Origin of the sequence: Aeromonas sp. PrichA-15 (assembly GCF_017939245.1) — a bacterium.
GTDB classification, from domain to species: Bacteria; Pseudomonadota; Gammaproteobacteria; order Enterobacterales; family Aeromonadaceae; genus Aeromonas; species Aeromonas caviae.
The window spans coordinates 1-25,772 of the sequence record NZ_JAGKRH010000076.1; the positions used below are offsets into that span (position 1 = coordinate 1).

The 25,772-nt window shown below is 60.5% G+C and carries 23 protein-coding genes; 15 read left to right on the forward strand and 8 right to left on the reverse strand.

Features of this window, described 5'->3' with window-relative positions:
* Window positions 1–188: 188 nt before the first annotated feature.
* Genes fhuB through J9889_RS11890 form a run of 5 tightly spaced genes read right to left on the reverse strand, consistent with a single transcriptional unit; the run spans window position 189 to window position 7,719 of the window.
* The gene (fhuB, locus tag J9889_RS11870; RefSeq protein WP_210556796.1) at window positions 189–2,171 is read right to left on the reverse strand and encodes a Fe(3+)-hydroxamate ABC transporter permease FhuB; all 1,983 of its coding nucleotides are present in this window, start codon (window positions 2,169–2,171) and stop codon (window positions 189–191) included.
* A complete protein-coding gene (locus J9889_RS11875; RefSeq protein WP_210556831.1) occupies window positions 2,168–3,061 on the reverse strand; it encodes an ABC transporter substrate-binding protein in 894 nt (297 codons plus the stop codon). The genes fhuB and J9889_RS11875 overlap by 4 nt, the downstream gene beginning before the upstream one ends.
* A gap of 31 nt (window positions 3,062–3,092) precedes the next feature.
* Window positions 3,093–3,857: an ATP-binding cassette domain-containing protein gene (locus J9889_RS11880; RefSeq protein WP_052815150.1), complete on the reverse strand. Its 765-nt coding sequence runs from the start codon at window positions 3,855–3,857 to the stop codon at window positions 3,093–3,095.
* Window positions 3,858–3,903: 46 nt separating this feature from the next.
* The gene (locus tag J9889_RS11885; RefSeq protein WP_210556799.1) at window positions 3,904–5,550 is read right to left on the reverse strand and encodes a multidrug ABC transporter permease/ATP-binding protein; all 1,647 of its coding nucleotides are present in this window, start codon (window positions 5,548–5,550) and stop codon (window positions 3,904–3,906) included.
* A gap of 60 nt (window positions 5,551–5,610) precedes the next feature.
* Window positions 5,611–7,719, reverse strand: a complete 2,109-nt coding sequence (locus tag J9889_RS11890) for a TonB-dependent siderophore receptor (protein ID WP_210556801.1) — start codon at window positions 7,717–7,719, stop codon at window positions 5,611–5,613.
* A gap of 371 nt (window positions 7,720–8,090) precedes the next feature.
* Here J9889_RS11890 and mioC point away from each other — a divergent pair, with 371 nt between their 5' ends.
* From mioC to glmU, 15 genes are all read left to right on the forward strand, one after another.
* Complete coding sequence (gene mioC, locus J9889_RS11895) at window positions 8,091–8,540, forward strand: FMN-binding protein MioC (protein WP_210556803.1); 450 nt, start codon at window positions 8,091–8,093, stop codon at window positions 8,538–8,540.
* A gap of 508 nt (window positions 8,541–9,048) precedes the next feature.
* Entirely contained in the window at window positions 9,049–10,938 is a 1,890-nt protein-coding gene (mnmG, locus tag J9889_RS11900) for a tRNA uridine-5-carboxymethylaminomethyl(34) synthesis enzyme MnmG (RefSeq protein WP_210556804.1), read from the forward strand.
* Window positions 10,939–10,958: 20 nt separating this feature from the next.
* Entirely contained in the window at window positions 10,959–11,585 is a 627-nt protein-coding gene (rsmG, locus tag J9889_RS11905) for a 16S rRNA (guanine(527)-N(7))-methyltransferase RsmG (protein ID WP_210556805.1), read from the forward strand.
* 27 nt (window positions 11,586–11,612) lie between these two features.
* Window positions 11,613–12,416 (forward strand): ParA family protein, encoded by an 804-nt coding sequence (locus J9889_RS11910; RefSeq protein WP_029313362.1) that lies wholly within the window; start codon window positions 11,613–11,615, stop codon window positions 12,414–12,416.
* Window positions 12,413–13,321, forward strand: a complete 909-nt coding sequence (locus J9889_RS11915; RefSeq protein ID WP_210556808.1) for a ParB/RepB/Spo0J family partition protein — start codon at window positions 12,413–12,415, stop codon at window positions 13,319–13,321. The genes J9889_RS11910 and J9889_RS11915 overlap by 4 nt, the downstream gene beginning before the upstream one ends.
* A gap of 190 nt (window positions 13,322–13,511) precedes the next feature.
* Window positions 13,512–13,922 (forward strand): ATP synthase subunit I, encoded by a 411-nt coding sequence (locus J9889_RS11920; protein ID WP_048209371.1) that lies wholly within the window; start codon window positions 13,512–13,514, stop codon window positions 13,920–13,922.
* An 8-nt stretch (window positions 13,923–13,930) separates the two neighbouring features.
* Complete coding sequence (atpB, locus tag J9889_RS11925) at window positions 13,931–14,713, forward strand: F0F1 ATP synthase subunit A (protein ID WP_010672266.1); 783 nt, start codon at window positions 13,931–13,933, stop codon at window positions 14,711–14,713.
* Between the two features lie 58 nt (window positions 14,714–14,771).
* Window positions 14,772–15,011, forward strand: a complete 240-nt coding sequence (gene atpE, locus J9889_RS11930) for a F0F1 ATP synthase subunit C (RefSeq protein ID WP_010672265.1) — start codon at window positions 14,772–14,774, stop codon at window positions 15,009–15,011.
* 51 nt (window positions 15,012–15,062) lie between these two features.
* The gene (atpF, locus tag J9889_RS11935) at window positions 15,063–15,533 is read left to right on the forward strand and encodes a F0F1 ATP synthase subunit B (RefSeq protein ID WP_010672264.1); all 471 of its coding nucleotides are present in this window, start codon (window positions 15,063–15,065) and stop codon (window positions 15,531–15,533) included.
* A gap of 13 nt (window positions 15,534–15,546) precedes the next feature.
* A complete protein-coding gene (atpH, locus tag J9889_RS11940) occupies window positions 15,547–16,080 on the forward strand; it encodes a F0F1 ATP synthase subunit delta (protein ID WP_210556810.1) in 534 nt (177 codons plus the stop codon).
* Window positions 16,081–16,095: 15 nt separating this feature from the next.
* Entirely contained in the window at window positions 16,096–17,637 is a 1,542-nt protein-coding gene (atpA, locus tag J9889_RS11945; protein ID WP_010672262.1) for a F0F1 ATP synthase subunit alpha, read from the forward strand.
* A 42-nt stretch (window positions 17,638–17,679) separates the two neighbouring features.
* Window positions 17,680–18,546: a F0F1 ATP synthase subunit gamma gene (gene atpG / locus J9889_RS11950; protein ID WP_010672261.1), complete on the forward strand. Its 867-nt coding sequence runs from the start codon at window positions 17,680–17,682 to the stop codon at window positions 18,544–18,546.
* Window positions 18,547–18,579: 33 nt separating this feature from the next.
* On the forward strand, window positions 18,580–19,968 hold the full coding sequence (gene atpD, locus J9889_RS11955; protein ID WP_010672260.1) for a F0F1 ATP synthase subunit beta: 1,389 nt from the start codon (window positions 18,580–18,582) through the stop codon (window positions 19,966–19,968).
* 18 nt (window positions 19,969–19,986) lie between these two features.
* On the forward strand, window positions 19,987–20,415 hold the full coding sequence (locus J9889_RS11960) for a F0F1 ATP synthase subunit epsilon (protein ID WP_010672259.1): 429 nt from the start codon (window positions 19,987–19,989) through the stop codon (window positions 20,413–20,415).
* A gap of 93 nt (window positions 20,416–20,508) precedes the next feature.
* The gene (gene glmU, locus J9889_RS11965; RefSeq protein WP_052815147.1) at window positions 20,509–21,870 is read left to right on the forward strand and encodes a bifunctional UDP-N-acetylglucosamine diphosphorylase/glucosamine-1-phosphate N-acetyltransferase GlmU; all 1,362 of its coding nucleotides are present in this window, start codon (window positions 20,509–20,511) and stop codon (window positions 21,868–21,870) included.
* Between the two features lie 51 nt (window positions 21,871–21,921).
* On the opposite strand, the gene creD is transcribed toward glmU, so the two are convergent.
* The 3 genes from creD to blrB all read right to left on the reverse strand — a co-directional run bounded on the left by creD (window position 21,922) and on the right by blrB (window position 25,750).
* On the reverse strand, window positions 21,922–23,313 hold the full coding sequence (creD, locus tag J9889_RS11970; protein ID WP_210556812.1) for a cell envelope integrity protein CreD: 1,392 nt from the start codon (window positions 23,311–23,313) through the stop codon (window positions 21,922–21,924).
* 121 nt (window positions 23,314–23,434) lie between these two features.
* Window positions 23,435–24,229 carry a class D beta-lactamase OXA-1163 gene (locus J9889_RS11975; protein ID WP_042016119.1) on the reverse strand — a complete coding sequence of 265 codons (795 nt, stop codon included), beginning with the start codon at window positions 24,227–24,229 and terminating at the stop codon, window positions 23,435–23,437.
* A gap of 99 nt (window positions 24,230–24,328) precedes the next feature.
* Window positions 24,329–25,750 (reverse strand): beta-lactam sensor histidine kinase BlrB, encoded by a 1,422-nt coding sequence (gene blrB, locus J9889_RS11980; protein ID WP_182935609.1) that lies wholly within the window; start codon window positions 25,748–25,750, stop codon window positions 24,329–24,331.
* Window positions 25,751–25,772 lie beyond the last annotated feature (22 nt).

A 25,772-nucleotide genomic window follows, 5' to 3' on the forward strand; every position in this document is an offset into this window, starting at 1 on the left:
CGGAGGTTGGCGGAGTTGCGGGGCTGCATAGGCGTCATGTTCATAGAAAAACGCCCCAGGCCATCGAGACCCAGGGCGGTGAAGATATCAAAGACCCGTTTTCCGGTAAATCGCAATGCGGCTCCGCTTAAGTGAACAGCATTGCGGGTTCATCCCGGGCTTTTTTTGTGCGCTTTTCATCCATCGACCTAGAGGCGGCGCAGGCACCACATGAAGTAAGCACCCCCTAACAGGGTGGAGACCAGACCGACGGGCACCTCCTGGGGAAAGAGGATCTGCTGGCCGATCCAGTCCGCCGACACCATCAGCAAAGCGCCACAGCCTGCAGCGCCGAGCAGGTGCCAGCGCGCCCTCACCAGCCCCATCAATCTGGCCAGGTGCGGCGCCAGCAGACCAGCAAAGGAGAGCGGACCTATCACCATGGTGGCACTGGCGGTGAGCACGGCCACCAGCAGCAGGATGGTGAGCTGGGCACGGCCGAGATGGATCCCCAGAGCCGTCGCTACCGCCGGCCCCATGGGCATAAGATCGAGCCAGCGGCTCACCAGCAGGCAGGCTGCCAGCATCAGCAGCGCCAACACCACCAGGGCAAGGGCCACCGGCTGGGTGACGTAATAGGTGGAGCCGGACATCCAGGAGAGCAGTTGCTGCACCCGCAGGTCACCGTTGGCCAGGGCGATGGCCTGCAACGGCTCGAACAGCGCCGTGATGGCGATGCCAGACAGCAGTATCCGCTCCGGCTGGAAGCCGTTGCGCCGGTTGATAAGCACCAGCAGCAGCAGGCAGGCGAAGGCGCCCACCAGCCCCCCCAGCAGCATCATGGGCAGCGGCAAGGCGGGCAGCAACAGGGCCGCCGCAATCACCCCCATGAAGGTGCCACCGCTCACCCCCAGCAGTTCGGGGCTCGCCATGGGGTTGTTGCTGACTCGCTGCAACAAGGTGCCAGCCAGCGCCAGCAACACGCCTGCGGCACCCGCTGCCAGGGTGCGCGGCAAGCGCCACTCCAGCTGGGCCTGCCACCGCAGCCAGCTCGGCCAGCCCCAGCCGCCCATCCCCTGCCCAAACAACAGGGAGGCGATCACCGCCGCAGCCAGCCCCAACACCATCAGGCCGACAAGGCGAGTCGGCGCCGGATGGCGGGCCAACTGCAGGGAGGAGTTCGCCTTAGGCGCACTCTGCTTGATACCAAGACGCGGGATCAGCCAGAGCAGCAGCGGCGCCCCCAACAGGGCTGTCATAGCGCCGGTCGGGATCAGCACAGGCCAGAACCGGCTCAGGGTCTGCAGCAGCAGATCGGTGGCCGCCAGCAACAGGGCGCCGAGGATGGGTGCCCACAGCAGCCGCTGGGCCAGTTTTCTGACCCCCAACAACCGCACCATGGCGGGCGCCGCCAGCCCGATAAAACCGATCAGCCCCACCACGCTCACCACGCAGGCGGTGACGAACACGGCGAGACCCAGACCAGCCAGGCGCAGATGCTTGAGGGAGACCCCCAGGCTGCTTGCGCTGGCATCGTCCAGCTCCAGCACAGCCAGCGGGCGCACCAGCACCGCCGCCAGCATCGCGGCCAGCAGCAACCGTGGCAGCAGATAGCCGACGCCGCTCCAGCTGTTCTGGGCCAGAGATCCGCTCCCCCACACCAGCAACCCTTTGAGCTCCTCCTGGAAGAACAGCAGCAATCCCATGCTGATGGCGGCCAGATAGAGGTTTATCACCAGCCCTGCAAAGACGATGACCACGGGATTGAGCTGGCGGCGCCAGGCCAGGGCGAAGACCAGCCCCATGGCCAGGCTTCCCCCGGCCATGGCGATCCACTCCCGCCCGATCAGCAGCCAGGAGGGGGCGAGCAGGGTCACCATCATCAGCGCCAGCTGGGCGCCGGAGGCCACCCCCAGGGTGGTGGGCGAGGCCAGGGGATTGCGCAGCACCTGCTGCATCAGGGTACCGGCGAGCCCGAGGGCGGCACCGGCCAGCAGGCAGATGGCTAGGCGCGGCAGCCAGCTGAAATGAACCACCGCCTGGCGGGCATCGGTCAGATCCGGCGACAACAGGGTCGCCAGCCAACGCGCCACCGGCAACTGACCGGCCAGCTCCCAACCGGCGAGCGCCAGCGTGAGCCCCAGCAGCAGGCTGACAGGTAGTCGCAGCTGCGACGGAAAAATCTGGTTCATTGCAGCCCCTCCCCGCTTTGCCCATCCCTCTGCAGCGCAGTACTGAGCTGCACGGCAAAGCGGCGCGCCGCCAGCACGCCGCCAAAACTCCACACCGCAGGCAGATGCAGCACGGCCGCCGCCCTCACCTGTGGTAGCTGCTGCCACAGACCGGGCTCCTGTAGCCGCTCGCTCACCCCGACCGGGATCGGATCGACCACCACCAGCTGCGCTTGCGGCAGCGCCATCAACTGCTCCAGACTGGCCACGGCAAAGCCCCAAGCATTGGTTTCCCCCTGCCAGCCATTGCGCAGGCCAAGCCGCTGCATCACTGCCTCGAACAGGCTGCCACGGCCAAACACCCGCACATGGCGCTCATCAATGAATTGCACCACCAGCAAGGGGGGCAGATCGGCGGGCTGCGCCACCTGCATCTGTGCCAGATCCAGCTCCAGTGCGGCGAGCTGGCGTTCGGCCTCCGCCTCTTTGTTGACCAGGGCGGCTATGGTCAGGGTCGCTTCCCGCAGTCGCTGCCACAGATCGGTGCCCGGTTCATACAGGGCGATGGAGTGCACCGGCGCGATGCGGGAGAGGGTCGGCGCCAGGGGGGCCGCCAGCGGCGAGATGAGAACAAGATCCGGTTTGAGCTCCGCCAGCAGTTCCCGGTTGGGTTGGGCACGCAGCCCGATATCGATCACCCCGGCAGGAAGCTGGGGTTCACCGACCCAGGCGCGATAGGGGGCCACATCCCCCACCGCCATCGGGGTGACCCCCAGGGCCAGCAGGGTCTCGGCTATGGTCCAGTCCACTGTGGCGATGCGGGGCGTGGCGCTGGTGGCGTCGGTGGCGGTGACAAGCTGCCCGGCCTCCCCTGCCAGGGGCAGCAGCAGACTGAGCAGACAGGGCGCCATCTTCAATAAACGGTTCAAGAGCGGCCCCCGGTCAGACGATGGCGATGGCGTGGTCATGGGCCGGATGGCGAATGACCTCCATGGGGATGCCATAGATGGCGTTCAGGGTCTCCCCTGTCATGATCTGTTCGGGCTCGCCGTGGGTCAGCAGACGGCCGGAGTGCAGCGCCACCAGCCGATCGCAGAAACGGGAGGCCATGTTGATGTCGTGAATGACGATGATGACCCCGAGGTTGAGCTGGCGGCTGAGCTGCTTGACGAGCGTGAGCACCTCCACCTGATGGGCCACGTCCAGGGCGGCCAGCGGCTCGTCCAGCAGGATGAAACGGCTCTCCTGAGCCAGCAGCATGGCGAGCCAGACTCGCCCCCGCTCACCGCCGGAGAGGGTATCCACCAGCCGATCGGCAAAGCGTTCGGTGTGGGTCAGGGCGATGGCACGCTCCACCTGACGGTGATCTTCCGCTCCCATCCGGCCCAGCAGTCCGCGCCAGGGGTAGCGCCCCATCTCCACCAGTTCGCGGCCGAGCAGGTTTTCGGCACTCGGCAGGTGCTGGGGCAGATAGGCCACCTGACGGGCAAACTCCCGGTTGCCCCAGGCAGACAACGGCTGGTCATCGAACAGGATCTCCCCGCCGCTGTGGGGTTGCTGGCGCGCCAGCAGCTTGATCAGGGTCGATTTGCCCGACCCGTTGTGGCCGATGAGGCCATAGACCCGACCTTGCTCGAAGCGAAGGCTGGTGGGGTGCAGCAGCATGCGGTCATTGACCGCGAAGCTGGCGGATTTCATCTCGAACATAAGCAATTCCTGTGCTGGCTTGCTGCCAGTCTCATCGGTGCCAGCATCAGGCCGGCACCTTGCCATCCAGATGGGCGACCGCATCCCGGCTCACCTGCTTGCGCTGCTCGCCGGTCAGTTCGGTGAGGCGGCCCTGGCGCATCTCCAGCAGGCGATCGGCCAGAGAGAAGTAGTGATCGTCGTGGCTGATGGCGATCACCGTCTTGCCCATCTCCTTGAGACGCGGCAACAGCACCTGATAGAAGATGCGGCGGAACTGGGGATCCTGCTCCGCGGCCCATTCGTCAAACAGCATCACCTCCCGCTGCTCTGCCAGGGCCAGCAGCAGGGCGACCCGCTTGCGCTGGCCCTGGGAGAGGTCGATATCGGCGATGAAGCCATCCTCGATGGCAAGCTTGCTGCCCATCTGCAACCGCTCAAGCCACTCGGCGACCAGCGCCTCTTTCGGCTCGGGCCCCAGCAAATGCTGGAACAGGTGGTAGTCGGTGAAGATGGCGGAGAAGAGCCCCAGATAGCCGTTGCGATCGGTGACCGGCTCCCCATCCAGCAGGATCCGGCCAGAGACCGGTTGATAGAGCCCGGTCAGCAGCATGGCCAGGGTCGACTTGCCGGAGCCGTTGCCACCGATGAGGAATATCTGCTCCCCCCGCTCGATCACCAGATTGATGGGGCCCACGGAGAAACCGCCCTCCCCCTGGTAGTGAAAGCTCACCTGCTCCAGCTCGATGCGCTGCCAGGAGCGAGGCGCAGGCGGCAACGGGAACGCTTCGTCCGGCTCTGCCAGATTGAGGGCAGCTATCTTGTCGAACGCCACCTGGGCGGCGATCAGGGTCGGCAAGGCTCCGATACCTTGCAGCAAGGGAGTGCGCAGGAACAACAGGGTCAGGGCGAAGGTGGCGGCCACATTGGTGTTGGCCCAGCCCAGCCCGTTGGCCAGGAAGAAGACCAGGCCGATGGCACCCAGCATCATGATGTTCGACCAGTTCACCGCGCTCAGGTGGTAGGTATCGGCGCGGATGATCTGCTCCCGGTAGTCCCGGGCATTCTGCTCATAGAGCTGGTGGTAGACGAAGTGGGCACGCTCGCGGTTGAGCGCCAGCTCCTTGCTCCCGGCGATGATGGACTGGTAGTTCTGGTAGAGCCTGTCTTCGGCCTGGCGCATGTGCGCCAGGTGGCGATAGACCCGGTTCACCAGCAACCAGCCCACCACCATGGTCACGGTGACCCAGAGGGCGGTAACACCGAGCAAGGCGGGAGAGAGCAGGCCAAGGTAGATGATGGAGCCCAGGGTGAGCACCAGGCCCTGTACCAGCTCCGGCAGGCGCACGAAGGCGATGGTGATCTGACCGATGTCGCTGGAAAGGGAGGCCAGGAGCGGCCCCTGCCCTATTTGACGCAGACGGGCGACGTCGGTATCCAGCAGTTGCTTGAGCAGGCGGCCACGCAACCGGTAGACGAAATGGTGACCCAGGGTGGTCAGGGCCAGTTGGGATCCGAGCGTGATCACCAGCAGCAGCAAGACAAGGCCGACAAGCTGACCCAGGATCGGCAGCGGATCCCCGACTGATTCGATAAGTGATTGATTGATGAAGGCAATGACGCCTATCCCGCTGACAGCACTCAACAGGCTGAGCAGGGTAATGGCGATGAAGGGCCAACGGTATTGGCGATAAACCAGTGACAAGAGTTCCATGACAGGCCTGTAGATGAATGGAAGGAGGGCGGGAGCCTTCGCCCCCGCCCGGCCTGTCGCTTACCAGCGGTAGTTGACGGTGCCGACTATGCTGCGCGGCTCGCCGTAGTAGCAGTAGTAGTCGCAGCTCGCCACATAGGTGTCGTTCAGCAGGTTGTTGACGTTGATCTGGGCACGCCAGTTCTTGGCAAAGTCATACCCGATCATCGCATCCCATACGGTGTGTGCAGGTACCTGGGCGGAACCATAGATGGGGGTGTAGTCCGCATTCACCGCGCCGATGCCGACGCTGGAACCCACATAGCGCACGCCGGAACCCAGCTCAAGACCGGATACCGGGCCCTGCTGCACTTTGTAGTTGCCCCAGAAGGAGGCCTGGTGGCGCGGGATCAGGCTCGCACGACGATCGCCGTTGCCGGTGTCGTTGGTCTTGGCATCGGTATAGGTATAGGCAGCGGTCAGGCGCAACGCCTCGGTGGCCTGCACGCTCCCTTCCAGCTCGACCCCCTGGGAGGTCACTTCACCGGCCTGGGTCTGCTGGCCGGAGCCGGTAGAGACCAGGGAGTTGGTCTGCTCCAGATCGAACAGCGCCAGGTTGATGTAGCCATCGAGGAAGCTGGGTGCGTACTTGACCCCGGTCTCGTAGAGCTTGCCTTCCAGCGGCTTGTAGGAGTTGCCGGTGTTGGGGTCTATCCCCGGCAGCACTTCGAAGGATTCCGCATAGGCGAAGTAAGGGGAGAGACCGTTGTCGGCCAGGTACATCAGGCTGCCGGAGAGAGAGAGGTTGTCGTCGTACTGTTTCTCGTTCTTGCTCTTGGCTTCGCTGATGTTGTGGGTTTCCACGTAGTCGAAACGACCGCCCGCGGTCAGCAGCCAGCGATCATCCCAGCGGATCTGGTGCTGGGCATAGAGGCCGCTCTGGCCCTTGGTGCTCTTCTGATGGGTCGCGGTGGATTCATCAAAACCGGGGAAACCGCTGTAATCCGGGTTCATGGTGTTGATGGCGCCCATGCCATAGTTGTCGGCTTCCTGACCTTCATTCACATGGCGCTGCAGATCCACCCCCAGCAGCAGGGTCTGCTCCGTGCTGTCGGTGTTCCAGTAGCCCACCATCTGATTGTCCATGGTGGCGCTCTTGGTATCCCCATCCCGGTAGACCAGGCCGCGGTAGGCGGTGGTGCCTTCATAGGTCGGGAAGATGTAGGTCTGGCGCAGCAGCAGATCGTTGTAGTTGAAGCGAACGTTCTGCTTGAACTCCCAGGTCTGGTTGAGCTGGTGGGCCAGCTCGTACCCGGCGGAGATCTGGGTATTGCGATTGCGGTCGTAATCCGGCTGGCTCAGGTTGGTGGAGGGATCGAGCTGGCCGCCGGAGGTATTCAGGGTGCCGTAAACCGGGAAGAAGCCGTTGGTCGGCACCCCTTCATCGTGCTTGAAGCTGGAAAGCAGAGTCAGCGTGGTGCGATCCGAAATATCCAGGGTTACGCTCGGCGCCAGATAGGCGCGCTCGTTGTAGGTGCCATCCAGCACGCCGTCCCGCTCGTTGTAGAGGGCCACCAGACGATAACGGCTGTTGTCGGTAAGAGAGTCAGAGACATCCACCCCGACCTGGCGCAGATCCCGGTTGCCCAGTTGCAGGTTCACCAGACCCTGCGGGGTCGCTGTCGGACGCTTGCTGATGGCGTTGATGACGCCTCCGGGAGGGGCTTCGCCATACAGAATGGAGGCCGGGCCTTTGAGCACTTCCACGCTCTCAAGGCCGAAGGGTTCCGGGGTCCAGACATAGTAACCGGTGCTGAACAGGCGGTTGCCATCCAGGTAAGAAGCCGCATCGAAGCCGCGCACCTTGAACCAGTCAGCATCCGTGTCCGAACCATAGGACTGGGACAGGACGCCGGAGCGATAGCGTAGGGACTCGTCGAGCTTGAGTACGGCGTGCTGGTCCAGCTCTTCGCGATTGACCACGGAAACGGCACGGGGGGTCTCTGCCATGGGGACCTCGACCTTCATGGCGGTCCCGGTCACGACCATGGTTTCGCCCGCCTTGGGCAACTCTTTATCCGCCTGTTCCGCCGCCAACACGGGCAGGGACGCCAGCAGACAGGAGAGCGGCAGCAGCTGTGCGCCTCTCTTTCGCATCACGGCATTCGGGGTATTTTTTTGCGCAATCATATAAGTGTCTCAAATATCAATAAGTTATGTTTGATTTCTTATTATGGGTGCCCAATTGGACCGGTCAGCCCGGCGCCTCAGGCGAATAAAGCAGCGCCATGCTACTACAGGTGCCGTGATCGAATCGATTCAATAATTGCTAATCATTTGCATCTGCATTGTTAATTGATGTTTTAAAGTGTCGTTTGACAACGAAAGGTGCGATGAGGTCCCAACAGGCGGAAAGAAGGCAGCATGACGGCCACGAGACCGGTTTTGGCAACAAAAAAGTGGACAGGATCCTTATCCCCAAGCTTTATCCATATTTATCCACATGCTTTGGCGGTAAGATCCCCGCTCTTCACTTTTTCGATGACATCAGGATCCATTCCATGGCCAAACTCAACCTCGTCGTCGGCTCCATGCTGGGGGCCTCCGAATATGTCGCAGATCATGTGGTCGGCCTGCTTGAACAGGCGGGCCACCAGGCGGAGATCCACAACCCCGCCAGCCTGGCCAGGATCCTGACCGAGCCAGGAGCCATCGTGCTGGTGGTCACTTCCACCCATGGTGCGGGGGATGTACCCGACAATCTGCAGCCCTTTGCCCAGGATCTTGCCGAACAGAAGCCGGATCTCGCCGCCTTCAAGTACGGAGTGATCGCCCTGGGGGATCGCAGCTATGACACCTTCTGCCAGGGCGGCAAGACGCTGGATCGGCTGCTGGCAGAGTGCGGGGCAAACCGGATCGGGGAGCGTCTGGAGATAGACGTCACCCAGCACGAGATCCCGGAAGATGCCGCAGAAACCTGGATCCACGACTGGATGACCTTGATCGGCTGATCAGGGCCAGGGAGATCCGGTCACGACCCCCGATCTCCCTGGTTATCCCCAGATCCCTATCCACCAGGTTATTAACAGGGGGATCCGGATAAGTTTTTCCCGATTATTCCCCACATAAGCCAAGATAACTGTGCATAACTTCGGTACCAAGCTCTGTAAAACCTATAGTTATTCATGTATTAGATCTTGCCAACCATGTATCTGTGTATAAAAACCCATGTTATCCCCCCGTTCGCCCCCTCCGGATCCAAGCTTTTCCACAAGCAGCGATCGACCTTAACCGAATGATCTTTATGATCAAAAATGCCTTATCAACAGAAGTCGTGGATCCTAATAAAAGATCCAATAAAAGATCGATCTAAAGATCCTTAAGATCTATTTAACCGCTCCCTGATCCATACTGATCCTGAAGTAGACGTTCCCCTCCGGATGCTAAACAGATAGAATGATCCGCCCTTCAGACCAGGCAAACAAAGATCTTCAGGCGTGCAGATCAAGGTGATCCCCAATGCAATACCATGAACAATTTGATGTGATCGTCGTCGGTGGCGGTCATGCAGGAACCGAAGCGGCAACAGCGGCAGCCCGGATGGGTCTCAATACCCTGTTGCTCACCCACAACATAGATACGCTGGGGCATATGTCCTGCAATCCGGCGATCGGCGGGATCGGCAAGGGACACCTGGTCAAGGAAGTCGACGCCCTTGGCGGGATCATGGCGCAGGCCATCGATCTCGGCGGGATCCAGTTCCGCACGCTCAACTCTTCCAAGGGCCCGGCGGTTCGCGCCACTCGCGCCCAGGCGGATCGTCTGCTTTACAAGGCAGTCGTGCGCCAGATGCTGGAGAACTACCCGAACCTGAAGATCTTCCAGCAGGCCTGCGACGATCTGGTCATGGACGGGGATCGCGTCGCCGGGGTTGTCACCCAGAGCGGGATCCGCATCAGCGGCAAGACGGTCGTACTGACCGTGGGTACCTTCCTGAACGGCCTGATCCACATCGGCATGGAGAACTACAAAGGGGGCCGCGCCGGGGATCCTCCCTCGATTGCCCTCGCCCAGCGCCTGCGTGAAATGCCGCTGCGCATCGATCGCCTCAAGACGGGCACACCACCACGCATCGATGCACGCACCGTCGATTTTTCCGTGATGCAGCAGCAACATGGCGACGATCCTCGCCCGGTCTTCTCCTTTATCGGCAACGCCAGCCAGCATCCGCGCCAGATGCCTTGCTACGTGACCCATACCAATGAGCAGACCCACGAGGTGATCCGCAACAACCTGGATCGCAGCCCCATGTACGCCGGGGTGATCGAGGGGATAGGCCCGCGCTACTGTCCGTCGATCGAGGACAAGATCACCCGCTTTGCCGACAAGACGGCGCACCAGATCTTTGTGGAACCGGAAGGCCTGACCACCCACGAGCTCTACCCGAACGGGATCTCCACCAGCCTGCCGTTCGACGTGCAGGTGCAGATCGTCCGCTCGATCCGTGGCTTCGAGAATGCCCATATCACTCGCCCTGGCTACGCCATCGAGTACGATTTCTTCGATCCGCGGGATCTCAAGGCCAACATGGAGAGCAAGTGCATCGAGAACCTCTTCTTCGCCGGCCAGATCAACGGCACCACCGGCTATGAAGAGGCCGCTGCCCAGGGCCTGATGGCCGGTCTGAACGCGGGCTTGCGCGCCCAGGGCAAGGAAGCCTGGCACCCACGCCGGGATCAGGCCTACATGGGCGTGATGATGGACGATCTCTCCACCCTGGGAACCCGCGAACCCTATCGCATGTTCACCAGCCGTGCCGAATATCGCCTGCTGCTGCGGGAAGACAATGCGGATCTGCGCCTGACCGCTATCGGCCGCGAGCTGGGTCTGGTGGATGATCATCGCTGGAGCCTGTTCAATGCCAAGGTGGAACAGGTGGAGCAGGAACGTCAGCGCATGCGCTCGACCTGGATCCACCCGCAGCATCCGTCTCTGGAGGCCGTCAACGCCCTGGTCAACACTCCCCTGACCCGGGAGCAGAGCTTGGAAGAGCTGCTGCGTCGCCCCGAGGTGACCTACGATGCCCTGATGGCCATCGAGGGTGTGGGGCCTGCATTGACCGATGCGGCTGCCGCGGATCAGGTGGAGATCCAGATCAAGTACGCCGGTTATATCGAGCGTCAGCACGACGAGGTGGAGAAACAGTTGCGCAACGAAAACACCCTGCTGCCGCTGGATATGAACTACCGCGACGTGAACGGTCTCTCCAACGAGGTGATCGCCAAGCTCAACGATGCCAAGCCAGAGACCATAGGTCAGGCGTCTCGCATCTCCGGCATCACCCCTGCCGCCATCTCCATCTTGCTGGTGCACCTGAAGAAACACGGCCTGCTGCGTAAAACCGCCTGAGGAATTCCCCGTTGGACAACATGCTGCAAAGATTGAACGGCCTGCTCATGCAGGCCGGAATTGTTATCACCGAAACCCAGAAGACCCAGTTGGTGCAGTTGGTCGAGTTGCTGCACAAGTGGAACAAGGCTTACAATCTCACCTCGGTGCGAGATCCGGACGCCATGTTGGTCAAGCATATCCTCGACAGCCTGGTGGTGAGTCCTCACCTGCACGGTGAACGCTTCATCGATGTGGGAACGGGTCCGGGTCTGCCCGGACTGCCGCTGGCCATCATCAATCCGGACAAACAGTTCGTGCTGCTCGACAGCCTGGGCAAGCGGATCAACTTCATCCGCCAGGTGATCCTGGAGCTGGGGTTGACCAATGTGACCCCCGTCAAATCCCGGGTGGAGGAGTATCAGCCCGAGGTGGGATTTGACGGCGTGCTGAGCCGGGCTTTCGCCTCCCTGGAGGACATGCTGAGCTGGTGTCATCATCTGCCGTCACCCGAGGGCAGCTTCCTGGCGCTCAAGGGACAATACCCCGAGCAGGAGCTGGCACAGTTGCCTGACAGCATTCGTCTGGTTGCCACCCACAAGCTGGTGGTGCCGGAACTGGAAGGCGAACGCCATCTGCTGGAGTTTAAAGCCATCCAGCCCGAATAGGGCCGCCGTATTCATTTAGGGGACAGTGTGGGAAAAGTCATTGCCATAGCCAACCAGAAGGGTGGAGTGGGTAAAACCACCACCTGTGTGAATCTGGCCGCCTCCATGGCCGCTACCCGGCGCAAGGTGCTGGTGATCGATCTGGATCCGCAGGGCAATGCCACCATGGGCAGTGGCGTCGACAAGTACGATGTCGAACGCACTGCCTATGAACTGCTGATCGAAGATGCCCCCATCGGCGAGGTGATCATCCCCGAAACCTCGGGAGGCTATCACCTGATCGCCGCCAATGCCGACGTGACCGCGGCAGAAATCCGCCTGATGGAGTTTTTTGCCCGCGAGATCCGCCTGCGCAACGCCCTGGCCTCGGTCAGGGACAAGTACGACTACGTCTTCATCGACTGCCCGCCTTCTCTCAACATGCTGACGGTGAACGCCATGGCCGCCGCCGACTCCGTGCTGGTGCCCATGCAGTGCGAATACTATGCGCTGGAAGGGCTGACCGCCCTGGTGGACACCATCAGCAAGCTGGCAGCCGTGGTCAATCCGGAGCTGAAGATCGAAGGGGTGCTGCGCACCATGTTCGATCATCGCAACCGGCTGGCCAATGATGTGTCCGATCAGCTGAAACAGCATTTCGGGGACAAGGTCTATCGCACCATCATTCCCCGCAACGTAAGACTGGCGGAGGCGCCGAGCTTTGGCGCGCCAGCCATGCACTATGACAAATCATCGGTGGGGGCCAAGGCCTATCTGGCCCTGGCTGGCGAGATCCTGCGCCGCCAGGAGCAGGAGTCCCAGCCGCTCACCGCAGATCGAGAGAGCATATGACGCCGAAGAAACGTGGGCTGGGCAAGGGGCTGGACGCCCTGCTCAGCACCAGCACGGCCGCCCGCCAGAAACAGGTGATGAGCGACCAGCGCACCGAACAGGCCATGGCCCCGACCAATCAGGGGGAATTGCGCAAGCTGCCGGTGGAGTGGTTGCAGTCCGGCAAATACCAACCGCGTAAGGATATGTCCCAGGATGCGCTGGAGGAGCTGGCCAACTCCATCCGTGCACAAGGGGTGATCCAGCCCATAGTGGTACGCTCCATCGGTGAAAACCGTTTCGAAATCATTGCAGGTGAACGCCGCTGGCGCGCCTCCCAGCTGGCCCGTCTCGAAGTGGTGCCCTGCCTGGTCAAGGATGTCGCCGACGAGGCGGCCGTCGCCATCGCACTTATCGAGAACATCCAGCGTGAAGATCTCAACGCCATCGAGGAGGCCGTCGCCCTTCAGCGCCTGCTGACGGAGTTCGAACTGACTCACCAGCAGGTTGCCGAGGCGGTAGGCAAGTCCCGCACCACGGTCACCAACCTGCTGCGTCTCAACCAGCTCAACGAGGACGTGAAGCGCTTCGTGGAACACGGCGACCTCGACATGGGGCATGCCCGTGCCCTGCTGGCCCTGAGCGGCCAGGCCCAGTCAGAGCTGGCCAAACTGGTGGCCCAGAAGGGGCTGACAGTGCGAGATACCGAGAAGCTGGTGCAAAAAGCACTGGAACCGGCAAAAACCAGGGTTGAACCCGTCCGCGATCCGCAGTTTGGTTATATCGAGCGCCAGATTTCTGAAAAAATTGGCAATCAGGTGCAACTTCAGCCGGGTAAGAAAGATAGCGGCAAGTTAGTAATAAGTTACGATAACTTGGCAGATTTGGACCGGGTATTGGGCTATTTTGGCCTGTCAGAATCGTGATTTTTACGCTTTTTGTAGTAATAAAACATCCATTACTTTCGATATGAACATAACCTTAATTTCGCGCGGAAAGCCGCAAAAATTAAGGATTTTTGCCATGTTGCAATAGCCGTCTTCACGGGTATAATTTGACCGGCTTTTCGAGCTGTGAACCTGGGGTCTTCGGATCCCGATTTTTTACAGTTCTGTAATGTTCAGGGGTAGGTTGGTGAAGCAGAAAATAGCCTTGGAAGGTTTGACGCTGGCCTTGGCTATGCTCGTTTGTCAGCTGGTCCTGATCCTGGCGATCGCCACCGTCTGGTTTTATCAGGCGGGAAAGTTCGCCGGACAATCCTCTCTCTACGGAGGGGGGATGTACTGGGTTCCTCAAGCCCTGTTCACGCTCTGGGTTCTGCGCCGCAAGGTGACGAAAGAGAGCGTAGGCCTGGTTTTGCGGGACTTTTATGGTGGGGCAGGGATTAAGCTCATTACTACAACAGGACTTTTCGCCCTGCTGTTTGGCGCCGGGATTGAGGTCGACACCGCCTCGTTCTTCGCCACTTATATCCTCGCCCTCGTTGTACAGTGGATAGTTTCATTCACGCTTAACAACCACTATTAGGAAAACTCATGTCTGCAACCGGAGAAGTCCTGACTCCTCAGGGATATATCTCCCACCACCTGACCCACCTGCAGGTAGGGTCCGGGTTCTGGACGGTGAATATCGATTCCATGATATTTTCCGTCGTGCTAGGCGCCCTGTTTATCTGGTTGTTCCGCAAGGTTGCCGTCAAGGCCACCAGCGGTGTGCCCGGTAAGCTGCAGTGCTTTGTGGAGATGCTGGTCGAGTTTGTGAATGGTAACGTCAAGGACATCTTTCATGGTCGCAACAAGGTCATAGCACCTTTGGCCCTGACGGTGTTCGTGTGGATCTTCCTGATGAACTTCATGGACCTGATCCCCGTTGACTTTATCCCTCACGCTGCACAGTTGATGGGTGTTCCCTATCTGCGTGTGGTTCCCTCTGCTGACGTTAACATCACCATGTCCATGGCTTTGGGCGTGTTCTTCTTGATCCTGTACTACAGCATCAAGGTCAAGGGTATCAGCGGGTTCGTGAAGGAGCTGACGCTTCAGCCTTTCAACCACCCTGCTGCCATCCCGGTTAACTTCATCCTTGAAACCGTCACGTTGATTTCCAAGCCTGTTTCATTGGGTCTGCGACTGTTCGGCAACATGTATGCTGGCGAACTGATCTTCATCCTGATTGCGGGTTTGTTACCCTGGTGGTCACAGTGGATCCTGTCCGTGCCTTGGGCAATCTTCCACATCCTGATCATCACTTTGCAGGCGTTTATCTTCATGGTTCTGACCATCGTCTATCTGTCGATGGCGCAGGAAGACCATGGTTGATGCAACTCAAATAATCCTTTTTATACAATCAATTACATCTAAATAAATGGAGATCCTCATGGAAAACTTGAACATGGACCTGCTGTACATCGCTGCTGCAATGATGATGGGTCTGGCGGCTATCGGCGCCTCCATCGGTATCGGTATCCTGGGTGGCAAGTTCCTGGAAGGTGCAGCTCGTCAACCTGACCTGATCCCTGTTCTGCGTACCCAGTTCTTCATCGTGATGGGTCTGGTGGATGCGATCCCGATGATCGCCGTTGGTCTGGGTCTGTATGTGATGTTTGCGGTTGCCTAAGTCATTACGACTCACGCAGAACCCATTAACTAACTAAAGAGGACATCGGCTGTGAATATCAACGCCACCCTCCTCGGCCAAGCAGTTGCTTTTTTCATCTTCGTAGTGTTTTGCATGAAGTACGTATGGCCGCCGCTGATGGCTGCCATCGAAGCCCGTCAGAAAGAAATCGCTGACGGCCTCTCTTCTGCAGAGCGTGCCAAGAAAGATCTGGAGCTGGCCAAGGCCAACGCCACCGATCAGCTGAAAGAAGCCAAGCTTCAGGCTGCTGAAATCATCGATCAGGCCAACAAACGCAAGGCCCAGATCATTGATGAGGCCGCTGTCGGAGCCCAAGCTGAGCGGGAGAAAATCCTGGCTCAGGGCCGTGCAGAGATCGAAGCTGAACGTCATCGTGCCAAAGAAGAACTGCGCAAGCAGGTTGCTGCTCTTGCCATCGCGGGTGCAGAGAAGATCCTGGCACGCCAAATCGACCAGGCTGCCAACAGCGACATCGTCGACAAACTGGTAGCAGAACTGTAACGGGAACGGGGCTATGTCTGAACTGACTACAATCGCTCGCCCCTACGCCAAGGCTGCTTTCGAGTTTGCCGTTGAGCACAAGGCGGTTGACCAATGGCTGGAGATGCTCGATTTCGCCGCTCAGGTGGCAGAGAACGAGACCATGCACAGCCTGGTAAACGGCTCCGTTGCTGCCGAAGAACTGGCAAAGCTGTTTGTCGGTGTCTGCGGTGAGCAGCTCAACGAGCACGGTCAGAACCTGATCCGGGTGATGGCCGAGAATGGTCGCTTGGGTGTGCTGCCGGCGGTCGTTACCGAATTCGTCGTACTCAAGGCTGAACTGGACAAAGAAGTTCAGGCTGACGTGATTTCGGCGATCGAACTGACCGACCAGCAGAAAGCCAATATTCAGGCTTCTCTGGAACAACGTCTCGCGCGCAAAGTGAAGCTGAATTGCAGCACAGATGCGTCCTTGATGGCCGGGGTGCTCATCAAGGCCGGTGATCTCGTTATCGACGGCACGGTCCGCGGTAAGCTGGATCGCATGGCCGATGCGCTGCAATCTTGATTGGGGTATTAGAGCATGCAACTGAATTCCACTGAAATCGCCGAGCTGATCAAGCAGCGCATTGCGCAGTTTGATGTCAAAAGCGAGGCGCGTAACGAAGGTACCATCGTTTCTGTAAGCGACGGTATCATTCGTATCCACGGTCTGGCCGATGCCATGCAGGGTGAGATGATCGAGCTGCCGGGCAACCGCTTCGCTCTGGCATTGAACCTGGAGCGTGACTCCGTTGGTGCCGTAGTAATGGGTCCCTATGCCGATCTGGCCGAAGGGATGAAGGTAAAGGGTACCGGCCGCATTCTGGAAGTGCCGGTCGGTCGTGGTCTGTTGGGCCGGGTGGTCAACACCCTGGGTCAGCCGATCGACGGTAAGGGTCCGGTAGACAACGACGGCTTCTCGCCGATCGAAGTGATCGCCCCGGGCGTTATCGAGCGTAAGTCTGTTGACCAGCCAGTCCAGACCGGTCTGAAAGCCATCGATGCCATGATCCCTATCGGTCGTGGCCAGCGTGAGCTGATCATCGGTGACCGCCAGGTTGGTAAGACCGCCATCGCCATCGACACCATCATCAACCAGAAAGATTCCGGCATTAAGTGCGTCTACGTTGCGATCGGCCAGAAGGCCTCCACCATCGCCAACGTGGTGCGCAAGCTGGAAGAGCACGGCGCCCTGGCCAACACCATCGTGGTCGTGGCTTCTGCCTCCGAAGCGGCTGCTCTGCAGTACCTGGCTCCCTACGCCGGTTGCTCCATGGGCGAGTACTTCCGTGACCGCGGCGAAGACGCACTGATCATCTATGATGACCTGTCCAAGCAGGCCGTTGCCTATCGCCAGATCTCCCTGCTGCTGCGCCGTCCGCCTGGACGTGAAGCTTACCCGGGTGACGTCTTCTATCTGCACTCCCGTCTGCTGGAGCGTGCTGCTCGCGTCAACGCCGAGTACGTAGAGAAGTTCACCAATGGTGCCGTGAAAGGCCAGACCGGTTCCCTGACCGCCCTGCCGATCATCGAAACCCAGGCCGGTGACGTCTCCGCGTTCGTTCCGACCAACGTGATCTCCATCACCGATGGCCAGATCTTCCTGACCTCCCAGCTGTTCAACTCCGGTATTCGTCCGGCGGTTGACCCGGGTATCTCCGTATCCCGTGTGGGCGGTGCTGCTCAGACCAAGATCGTCAAGAAGCTGTCCGGTGGTATCCGTACCGCGCTGGCCCAGTACCGCGAACTGGCGGCATTTGCCCAGTTCTCTTCCGACCTGGACGATGCCACTCGCAAGCAGCTGGATCACGGTCAGAAAGTCACCGAGCTGATGAAGCAGAAGCAGTACTCTCCGATGAGCGTGGCCCAGCAGTCCCTGGTGCTGTTCGCCGCCGAGAAGGGTTATCTCGCCGATGTCGAACTGAGCAAGATCGTCGACTTCGAAGCCGCTCTGCTCTCTTACGCCAATACCCAGCATGCCGAGCTGATGGCTGAAATCAATGCCAAGGCCGACTACAACGACGCGATCGTTGGCAAGCTGACTGCGTTGCTGGATGACTTCAAGGCAACCCAGACCTGGTAAGCGTGTGTGGCAGCGCAAGCTGCCACCTGATGGAGAGAAGAGATGGCCGGCGCAAAAGAGATACGTAACAAGATCGGGAGTGTGAAGAACACTCAGAAGATCACCAGCGCTATGGAAATGGTGGCAGCGAGCAAGATGCGCCGTGCGCAGGAACGCATGTCTGCCAGCCGTCCGTACGCTGAAACCATGCGCAAGGTGATCGGCCATATCGCTCAGGGGAACTTGGAATACAAGCACCCCTACCTCATCGAACGTGAGGTGAAGCGAGTGGGTTACATCGTCGTCTCCACCGACCGTGGCCTGTGTGGTGGTCTGAACATCAACCTGTTCAAGGCTGCCCTCAATGATATGAAGCAATGGAGCGCGAAAGGTGCCAAGGTTGACCTGGCATTGATCGGTAACAAGGCCTCCAACTTCTTTGAACGGCACGGCGCCAAGGTGAAAGCCCACGTCTCCGGACTGGGTGACAACCCGAGCGTCAATGACCTGATCGGTTCAGTGAAGGTCATGCTGAAGGCTTACGACAACGGTGAGATTGACAGGCTGTATCTGGTGTACAACAAGTTCGTCAACACCATGGTTCAGCAACCAAAAGTCGATCAACTGCTGCCTTTGCCCGTAACAGAAGACAGCAAGCTCGCCAAGAAGCACCACTGGGACTACCTCTATGAGCCGGATCCCAAGCAACTGCTGGATACCCTGCTGATTCGCTACGTCGAATCCCAGGTCTACCAGGGTGTGGTAGAAAACTTGGCAAGTGAACAGGCAGCCCGAATGGTTGCCATGCAAGCCGCGACTGACAACGCCGGCAACCTGATTAACGATCTGCAACTGGTATACAACAAGGCCCGTCAGGCCAGTATTACCCAGGAGCTCACAGAGATCGTTTCCGGTGCTGCTGCGGTGTAAGGCAAGGGTTATCAAAGGTTTAGAGGATTTGACATGAGTAACGGTTTCATCGTCCAAATCATCGGCGCTGTGGTGGACATCGAGTTCCCGCAGAATGCCGTGCCCCAGGTGTACGATGCACTGAAGGTTGTCAGCGAAGGCCAAGGCCAGGGTCTGGTACTGGAAGTTCAGCAACAGATCGGCGGCGGCGTCGTGCGTTGCATCACCATGGGTTCCTCCGACGGTCTGCGTCGTGGGTTGGAAGTAGTTAACAGCGGCAAGGCCATCCAGGTACCGGTCGGTACCTCGACCCTGGGCCGTATCATGAACGTACTGGGCGACCCCATCGACGAGAAGGGTCCGATCGGCGAAGAAGAGCGTTGGTCCATCCACCGCGAAGCCCCCAGCTACGAAGATCAGTCCAACAGCACCGAGCTGCTGGAGACCGGCATCAAGGTTATCGACCTGGTATGTCCGTTCGCCAAGGGTGGTAAGGTTGGTCTGTTCGGCGGCGCCGGTGTAGGCAAGACCGTCAACATGATGGAGCTGATCCGTAACATCGCGATCGAGCACAGCGGTTACTCCGTGTTCGCCGGTGTAGGTGAGCGTACCCGTGAGGGTAACGACTTCTACCACGAGATGATGGAGTCCAACGTACTGGACAAGGTATCTCTGGTTTACGGTCAGATGAACGAGCCGCCCGGAAACCGTCTGCGCGTGGCGCTGACCGGCCTGACCATGGCCGAGAAGTTCCGTGACGAAGGTCGTGACGTGCTGTTCTTCGTGGACAACATCTACCGTTACACCCTGGCCGGTACCGAAGTATCCGCACTGCTGGGCCGTATGCCCTCCGCAGTAGGTTACCAGCCGACCCTGGCCGAGGAGATGGGTGTTCTGCAAGAGCGCATCACCTCCACCAAGACCGGTTCCATCACCTCCGTCCAGGCCGTTTACGTGCCTGCGGATGACTTGACCGACCCGTCTCCGGCGACCACCTTCGCCCACCTGGATGCGACCGTCGTACTGTCCCGTCAGATCGCGGCTCTGGGTATCTACCCGGCCGTTGACCCGCTGGACTCCACCTCCCGTCAGCTGGATCCGCTGGTGGTTGGCAAGGAGCACTACGAGACCGCTCGTGGCGTTCAGACCGTACTGCAGCGCTACAAGGAGCTGAAGGACATCATCGCCATCCTGGGTATGGATGAACTGTCAGAAGAAGACAAACTGACCGTAGCCCGTGCCCGTAAGATCGAGCGTTTCCTGTCCCAGCCGTTCTTCGTGGCAGAAGTGTTTACCGGTTCTCCGGGCAAATACGTGCCGCTGAAGGAAACCATCCGTGGCTTCCAGGGCATCCTGAAGGGCGAGTATGACGATCTGCCGGAGCAGGCGTTCTACATGGTTGGCGGCATCGACGAAGTCGTCGAGAAGTCCAAGAAACTGTAAGCCTCGATAGGAGGGCCCATGGCTGAGATGATCTCCTTTCACCTGGATGTGGTGAGCGCCGAAGGAAAACTGTTTTCCGGTCGCGTGCAATCTGCCCAGGTATCAGGCTCCGAAGGTGAGCTGGGTCTCCGCCACGGTCATGCTCCGTTGCTGACTGCCATCAAGCCGGGCCTGGTCCGCTTGATCAAGCAAAATGGTAGCGAAGAGGTGCTGTACATCTCCGGCGGCATGCTGGAAGTACAACCCGAAGCCGTGACCGTGCTGGCCGATACCGCCATTCGCGCAGACGATCTGGATGAGGCGAAAGCCCAGGAAGCCAAGCGTCGTGCCGAAGAGCGGATCAACAGCTCCCATGGTGATATCGACTATGCTCAGGCGTCTGCCGAGCTGGCCAAAGCGATGGCCCAGCTGCGGGTTATCGATATCGTCAAAAAGAATTACCGCTAATCACGGTGATGCAAAAAGCGACCTTCGGGTCGCTTTTTTTTTGCCCGTTGGATAGACTCCGCACAGCATTTCCACCTGTTTCAAAGGCTAGCTATGTCTCTCAACGTCGTGATCCTGGCTGCGGGCAAAGGCACCCGCATGCGTTCCTCCCTGCCCAAGGTGCTGCACCCCGTGGCCAACAAGCCCATGGTCTCCCATGTGATCGATACCGCTCGCCAGATTGGTGCCGAACAGTTGCACCTGGTCTATGGCCACGGTGCCGAGCTGCTCAAGGAGCGGATCGTCGCGGAAGATGTGAACTGGGTACTGCAGGCCCAGCAGCTGGGAACCGGCCACGCGGTGGCCCAGGCCATCCCGTTCTGGAACGACGAAGACGACGTGCTGGTGCTGTACGGCGATACCCCGCTGATCCAGCCGGAGACCCTGCAACGGCTGCTGGCCGCCAAGGCAAGCGATGGCATGGCGCTGCTGACCGTGGTGCTGGACAACCCGACCGGTTATGGCCGCATCGTGCGCAGCAATGGCCAGGTGGTCGGCATCGTCGAGCAGAAGGATGCCAATGCCGAGCAGCTGGCCATCCGTGAAGTGAACACCGGCGTGCTGGTGGCCAACGGTGGCCAGCTGCGCAGCTGGCTGTCGCGTCTGGACAACAAGAATGCCCAGGGCGAGTTCTACCTGACCGACGTCATCGCCATGGCCCATGGGGATGGCTGTGCCATCGCCGCCGTCCACCCGGACAGCGCCATGGAAGTGGAAGGGGCCAACAACCGGGTGCAGCTGGCGGCGCTCGAGCGCAGCTACCAGCAGATGCAGGCCGAGAAGCTGATGATCGCTGGCGCCACCCTGATCGATCCGGCCCGTTTCGATCTGCGGGGTTCCCTGGAAATCGGGGAGGAGGTGGTGATCGACGTCAACGTCATCATCGAAGGCAAGGTGGTGCTGGGCAATCACGTGCGCATCGGTGCCGGCAGCGTATTGAAGGATTGCGTGATCGGCGACCACTCCGAGGTGAAACCTTACTCCGTCATCGAAGGTGCGCAAATTGCTGACCAGTGCTCGGTCGGGCCCTTTACCCGCCTGCGCCCGGGTGCCGTGCTGGAGCAGGATGCCCATGTCGGCAACTTCGTCGAGATGAAGAAGGCCCGGCTGGGTGTGGGCTCGAAGTGCGGTCATCTGACCTATCTGGGCGATGCGGAGATCGGTGCCAAGGTGAACATCGGTGCCGGCACCATCACCTGCAATTACGACGGGGTGAACAAGTTCCAGACCATCATCGAGGACGATGTCTTCGTCGGCTCCGATACCCAGCTGGTGGCGCCGGTGAGGATCGGCAAGGGGGCGACCCTGGGGGCCGGCTCCACCATCACCAAGGATGTGGCGGAAAACGAGCTGGTGATCACCCGGGTGCCCCAGCGCCACATTCCGAACTGGCCCCGTCCGGTCAAGAAGAAGTGATGCCCGATCAATGAAATGCAAACCGGCGCCCGAGGGCGCCGGTTTTTTTGCTTATGGCTGATGGCTGGTGTTACTGGTCGATGGCTGGGGGGCCGCCCATGCGGTGGCGGAGGGACTGCTCTCCATCACCTGATACCAGTCGAGCTTGCGAGTCAGCCCCATGACAAGCGCCAGGGTGGCGAACAGCAGCAGGGCACCGAGCAACAGGGCTGTCTCCTCGGCCTGCAGCAGCCCGAACAGAATGGCATAGACCAGCCCCAGCAGGGCGGCGAATCCCATGCCCTGTTTCGGGCCGCCCAGCACATGGCTCAGGTAGAAGCCATTGAGGGCCACACTGGCCAGGGCGGCAATGAGATAGGCCCAGGTAAAGCCGAGATGCTCGGTCAGCGCCAGCAGCACCAGATAGAAGATGGCCAGCCCCATGCCCACCAGCGCGTACTGGATGGGGTGTACCCGCAGCCCCTTGAGCAGCTCGAACATGAAGAAGCTGATGAAGGTGAGGCCGATGAACAGCAGGGCATATTTGGCGGCCCGCTCGTTCAGCTGATAGTGATCCACCGGTTGCACCAGGCTGACGCTGAATGACGGCAGTTTGGTGCCCGCTCCCTTCATCATGCGGTTGAAGCGGCTCTCCATGTCGGTGGCGAACCAGCTGGTCTGCCAGCTTGCCTCGAACCCTTGATCCGCAAGGGTGCGTTCACCGGGCAGAAAGTCGCCGAGAAAATTGGGATGGGGCCAGTTGCCGCTCAGGTGAAACCGGCTGTCCTGTCCGAGCGGCACCACTTCCAGCGCGTTCATGCCCTGCAGATCCAGCTCGATGCGAAAGCGGCCATCTTCGTCTGGCAAGGCGTCGAGCGGGGCATGGATCCCCACTCGCCCGTCTCCCAGCTGGGCGCCAGGTGCAAACGGGATGCGTTGCTCCCCCCATTGCAGTTCGGGTACGCGGCTGATGCCCCGGGCATCGGAGAGGATCAGGCTGAGATAGGGTTTGCCCGGCACCAGGGCGGGATCCGCCGGGTCGAAGCTCAGGTTCGGGTTGCCGGCCACCAGCCCCTTGTCAGCCAGGCTGGTGGGCATCAGGCCGGAGAGGGAGAGGCGACTGTGATAAATCTGGGCCTGATAGATACCGAGCTTGCGCGGGGTCACCTCCATGCTGGCCCGCACGTCCAGCCTCTGGGGCAGCAGGTAGCGATAGACCTGCTCCTTGCGCACGAAATGTTTGCCATCCTGCTCGACGGTGATGGCTCGGGTATAGGGCTGCACCAGTACGGGCCCCATCAGGCGCTGAGGCCCGCTGTGGCTGGCCATGATGCTGTGAATGGCCTGATTGCGATAGGCCTGGCGCTCCCGATTCAGCTCCATGATGGCGTGAACCGGGATCATCATCAGCAGGCAGAGCAACAGCAGCAGGGCGATCTTGTGGGTGAAAATCTGTTTGACCATGACACGTCTCCTTGTTGTTGAACGGGAGTGTGCCGGGGTCGCGTGAAGGGAGGATGGGGCAGTGTGAAGTGGTGGTGAAGGGGGATAAATAAACCGGCGCAAGGCGCCGGTGTTGCTGGCATCAGAGTGTCTTCAACCGGGCCGGCAGGGCGGCGAACACCTCCTCCCTGGCCCTGAGGGAAGCGAACTGCTTGCCCGGCTTCTGGATAACGGTGTGGACGAAGATGAGCGTCTTGTCCTGTTTGCTGGCCCAGCCGACGAACCAGCCGATCTGCTGCTCCCTGTCCAGGCTGCCATCCAGCAGCTTGGGGTAACCCATGCCGGTCTTGCCGTGGATCTGCCAACCGTCGATGTCGGGCTGACGCATCAGGTTGGCGGTATGGCGCAGGGTCTGGGCGGAGACCGGCAGCTTGCCGCTCACCATCTTGCCGAGGAAGCGGGCTTGCTCCTGGGGGCTGATGGCGAGGCTGGCGCTGAGCCAGGCCTGGGTCAGACCGTCGTGCTTGCCCGGGTTGCCTTCGAGATCCCGGTTGCCGTAGTCGAAGCTGTCCACGTAGTGCTGGAAGCGAGCTTCTCCCAGCCACTCGGTGAGGCGCTGCGAGTACCAGATGACCGAGAATTGCATCCAGCTGCTCGGGGTGGTGGTCTGTTTCCACTCCGGCAGGAAATCAGGGTCACCGGCCTTGAACGGCAGGGCTGGCAGCTGTTCATCCACCAGAAAGCCGCTGTCATAGCCCATCAGTGCCAGCGGGATCTTGAAGGTGGAGGCCGGGGTCAACTGGGCGGCACAGTCCCCCTGGGTGCTGACGGGTTTGCCGGTTCCATCCGCAAACAGCATGCAGCCAGAAGCGGCGCTGGCAGGCAGTGCACAGAAGAGGCCAGCGGCAAGCAGACCGGACAACAGCATACGGGGCATATCTATCTCCTTGATTAATATGAATGCGCATCGACGGGGAAGGTCGTCATCGAGGAGGTGCAGCTTAGCCCGGCTCTGTGTGCTTGGTGTGAAGTGTCCTCAGTTGCCGGGCAGCCAGAGTGTGGCCAGCACCCCCCCGTCCGGCTGATTGGCAAGGGCAAGATGGCCGCCATGCTGGCGTGCCACCTCCATGGCAAAACTGAGCCCGAGGCCGCTGCTCTTGCCCTTGTCTGGCCTTGGCAGGGAGTAGAAACGCTCGAAAATCCTGGGCAGCGCAAAGTCGGGAATGCCTGGCCCCTGATCCCGCACCCGGAAGCAATAACCCCCCTCCTCCATGGCGCCGCTCAGCACCAGGGTACTGCCGGCGGGGGCGAAATCGAGGGCGTTGTCCAGCAGGTTGCCAAGGGCCTGCTCCACCAGCAGGGGATCCCACTTCTGCTTCTGACCTTCCCCCAGCTCGGCGTGCAGGGCGATCTGGCGGCGCTGGGCCTGGATCTGGCGGGCATCGATCACCCGTCTGCCCAGCCGGGCCGGCTCGACGGATTGTCTGTCCAGCCCCTGCCCTGATTCGAGGCGGGCGAGTTGCAGCATGCGCTCGATCAGCTGCTGCATGCGGGCCGTCTCCAGATTGATGTTGCCGATAAAGCGCTTTGCGATGTCCGGCGGCGGCGCCTCGGCCAGAATCTCCCCCGCCCCGCGAATGGCCGCCAGCGGGCTTTTGAGCTCGTGGGTCAGGCTGTGGACATAGGCCTCGATATAGGCCTTGCCGTCCAGTTGGCGGCGCATGGTTTCCAGGGAGTGGCCTAGCCTGTCCAGTTCGGGGCTGTAGAGGCGCGGCAGGCTGGCGGGCTGACCCTGACTGATTGCATCTGCATAGTGCACCAGCTTGCCGATGGCGCGGTTGAGCCACCACACCAGCAAGGCGCCGATGAGCAGCGAGATGAACAGCAGCAGGGCCGCCCCTTTCAGCAACTGGTGTTCGCTGCGCTCTATCATGGGCTGCAGGGTGCTGTTGGGCTTGGCGACGGTGAGGGAGCCGAGGATGTCATCCCCTTCCCGCAGCGGGGCGGCCACGTGCATCACCGAGCTGGCGGGATCGTCGGGGTCGCTGCGGGTGCTGCGGGCGCCATATTCGCCGCGCAGGGTCAGGTAGACGTCGTTCCAGCGCGAGTAGTCCTTGCCCAGATCCACCCCGTCCGAGTCGTAGACCACCCTGCCTTTTGCGTCGGTCACATAGATGCGGTACTCCGCCTGCTGCTTGAGGTGGCCATCGATGAGGGCATTGATGGGACTCTGGTTGAGGCGGGCGAAGGCGCTGGCCAGCCGGCCATTCGCCATCTTTCCTTCCTGCATGTCGTCCAGGGCCAGGGGGGCCAGCATCTGCGCCATGTCCACCAGGGTATCTTCGGTGGCGCTGCGTACCCCGGGCTTGATCTCCTCGACGAAGATCTCCAGCACGAACCAGGCGGCCAGGGCGAAGATCAGCACCAGGCCGCACAGCAGTTGCAATCCGATTCTCATCTCATCCCCCTGCCGATGCCCG

Excerpts from the sequence above, each read along its gene's own strand:
- fhuB (WP_210556796.1), bottom strand. The coding sequence starts at position 2,171 with ATGAACCAGATTTTTCCGTCGCAGCTGCGACTACCTGTCAGCCTGCTG.
- J9889_RS11875 (WP_210556831.1), bottom strand. The coding sequence starts at position 3,061 with ATGGCGCCCTGTCTGCTCAGTCTGCTGCTGCCCCTGGCAGGGGAGGCC.
- J9889_RS11880 (WP_052815150.1), bottom strand. The coding sequence starts at position 3,857 with ATGTTCGAGATGAAATCCGCCAGCTTCGCGGTCAATGACCGCATGCTG.
- J9889_RS11885 (WP_210556799.1), bottom strand. The coding sequence starts at position 5,550 with ATGGAACTCTTGTCACTGGTTTATCGCCAATACCGTTGGCCCTTCATC.
- J9889_RS11890 (WP_210556801.1), bottom strand. The coding sequence starts at position 7,719 with ATGATTGCGCAAAAAAATACCCCGAATGCCGTGATGCGAAAGAGAGGC.
- mioC (WP_210556803.1), top strand. The coding sequence starts at position 8,091 with ATGGCCAAACTCAACCTCGTCGTCGGCTCCATGCTGGGGGCCTCCGAA.
- mnmG (WP_210556804.1), top strand. The coding sequence starts at position 9,049 with ATGCAATACCATGAACAATTTGATGTGATCGTCGTCGGTGGCGGTCAT.
- rsmG (WP_210556805.1), top strand. The coding sequence starts at position 10,959 with ATGCTGCAAAGATTGAACGGCCTGCTCATGCAGGCCGGAATTGTTATC.
- J9889_RS11915 (WP_210556808.1), top strand. The coding sequence starts at position 12,413 with ATGACGCCGAAGAAACGTGGGCTGGGCAAGGGGCTGGACGCCCTGCTC.
- J9889_RS11920 (WP_048209371.1), top strand. The coding sequence starts at position 13,512 with ATGTTCAGGGGTAGGTTGGTGAAGCAGAAAATAGCCTTGGAAGGTTTG.
- atpB (WP_010672266.1), top strand. The coding sequence starts at position 13,931 with ATGTCTGCAACCGGAGAAGTCCTGACTCCTCAGGGATATATCTCCCAC.
- atpE (WP_010672265.1), top strand. The coding sequence starts at position 14,772 with ATGGAAAACTTGAACATGGACCTGCTGTACATCGCTGCTGCAATGATG.
- atpH (WP_210556810.1), top strand. The coding sequence starts at position 15,547 with ATGTCTGAACTGACTACAATCGCTCGCCCCTACGCCAAGGCTGCTTTC.
- atpA (WP_010672262.1), top strand. The coding sequence starts at position 16,096 with ATGCAACTGAATTCCACTGAAATCGCCGAGCTGATCAAGCAGCGCATT.
- atpG (WP_010672261.1), top strand. The coding sequence starts at position 17,680 with ATGGCCGGCGCAAAAGAGATACGTAACAAGATCGGGAGTGTGAAGAAC.
- atpD (WP_010672260.1), top strand. The coding sequence starts at position 18,580 with ATGAGTAACGGTTTCATCGTCCAAATCATCGGCGCTGTGGTGGACATC.
- J9889_RS11960 (WP_010672259.1), top strand. The coding sequence starts at position 19,987 with ATGGCTGAGATGATCTCCTTTCACCTGGATGTGGTGAGCGCCGAAGGA.
- glmU (WP_052815147.1), top strand. The coding sequence starts at position 20,509 with ATGTCTCTCAACGTCGTGATCCTGGCTGCGGGCAAAGGCACCCGCATG.
- creD (WP_210556812.1), bottom strand. The coding sequence starts at position 23,313 with ATGGTCAAACAGATTTTCACCCACAAGATCGCCCTGCTGCTGTTGCTC.
- J9889_RS11975 (WP_042016119.1), bottom strand. The coding sequence starts at position 24,229 with ATGCCCCGTATGCTGTTGTCCGGTCTGCTTGCCGCTGGCCTCTTCTGT.
- blrB (WP_182935609.1), bottom strand. The coding sequence starts at position 25,750 with ATGAGAATCGGATTGCAACTGCTGTGCGGCCTGGTGCTGATCTTCGCC.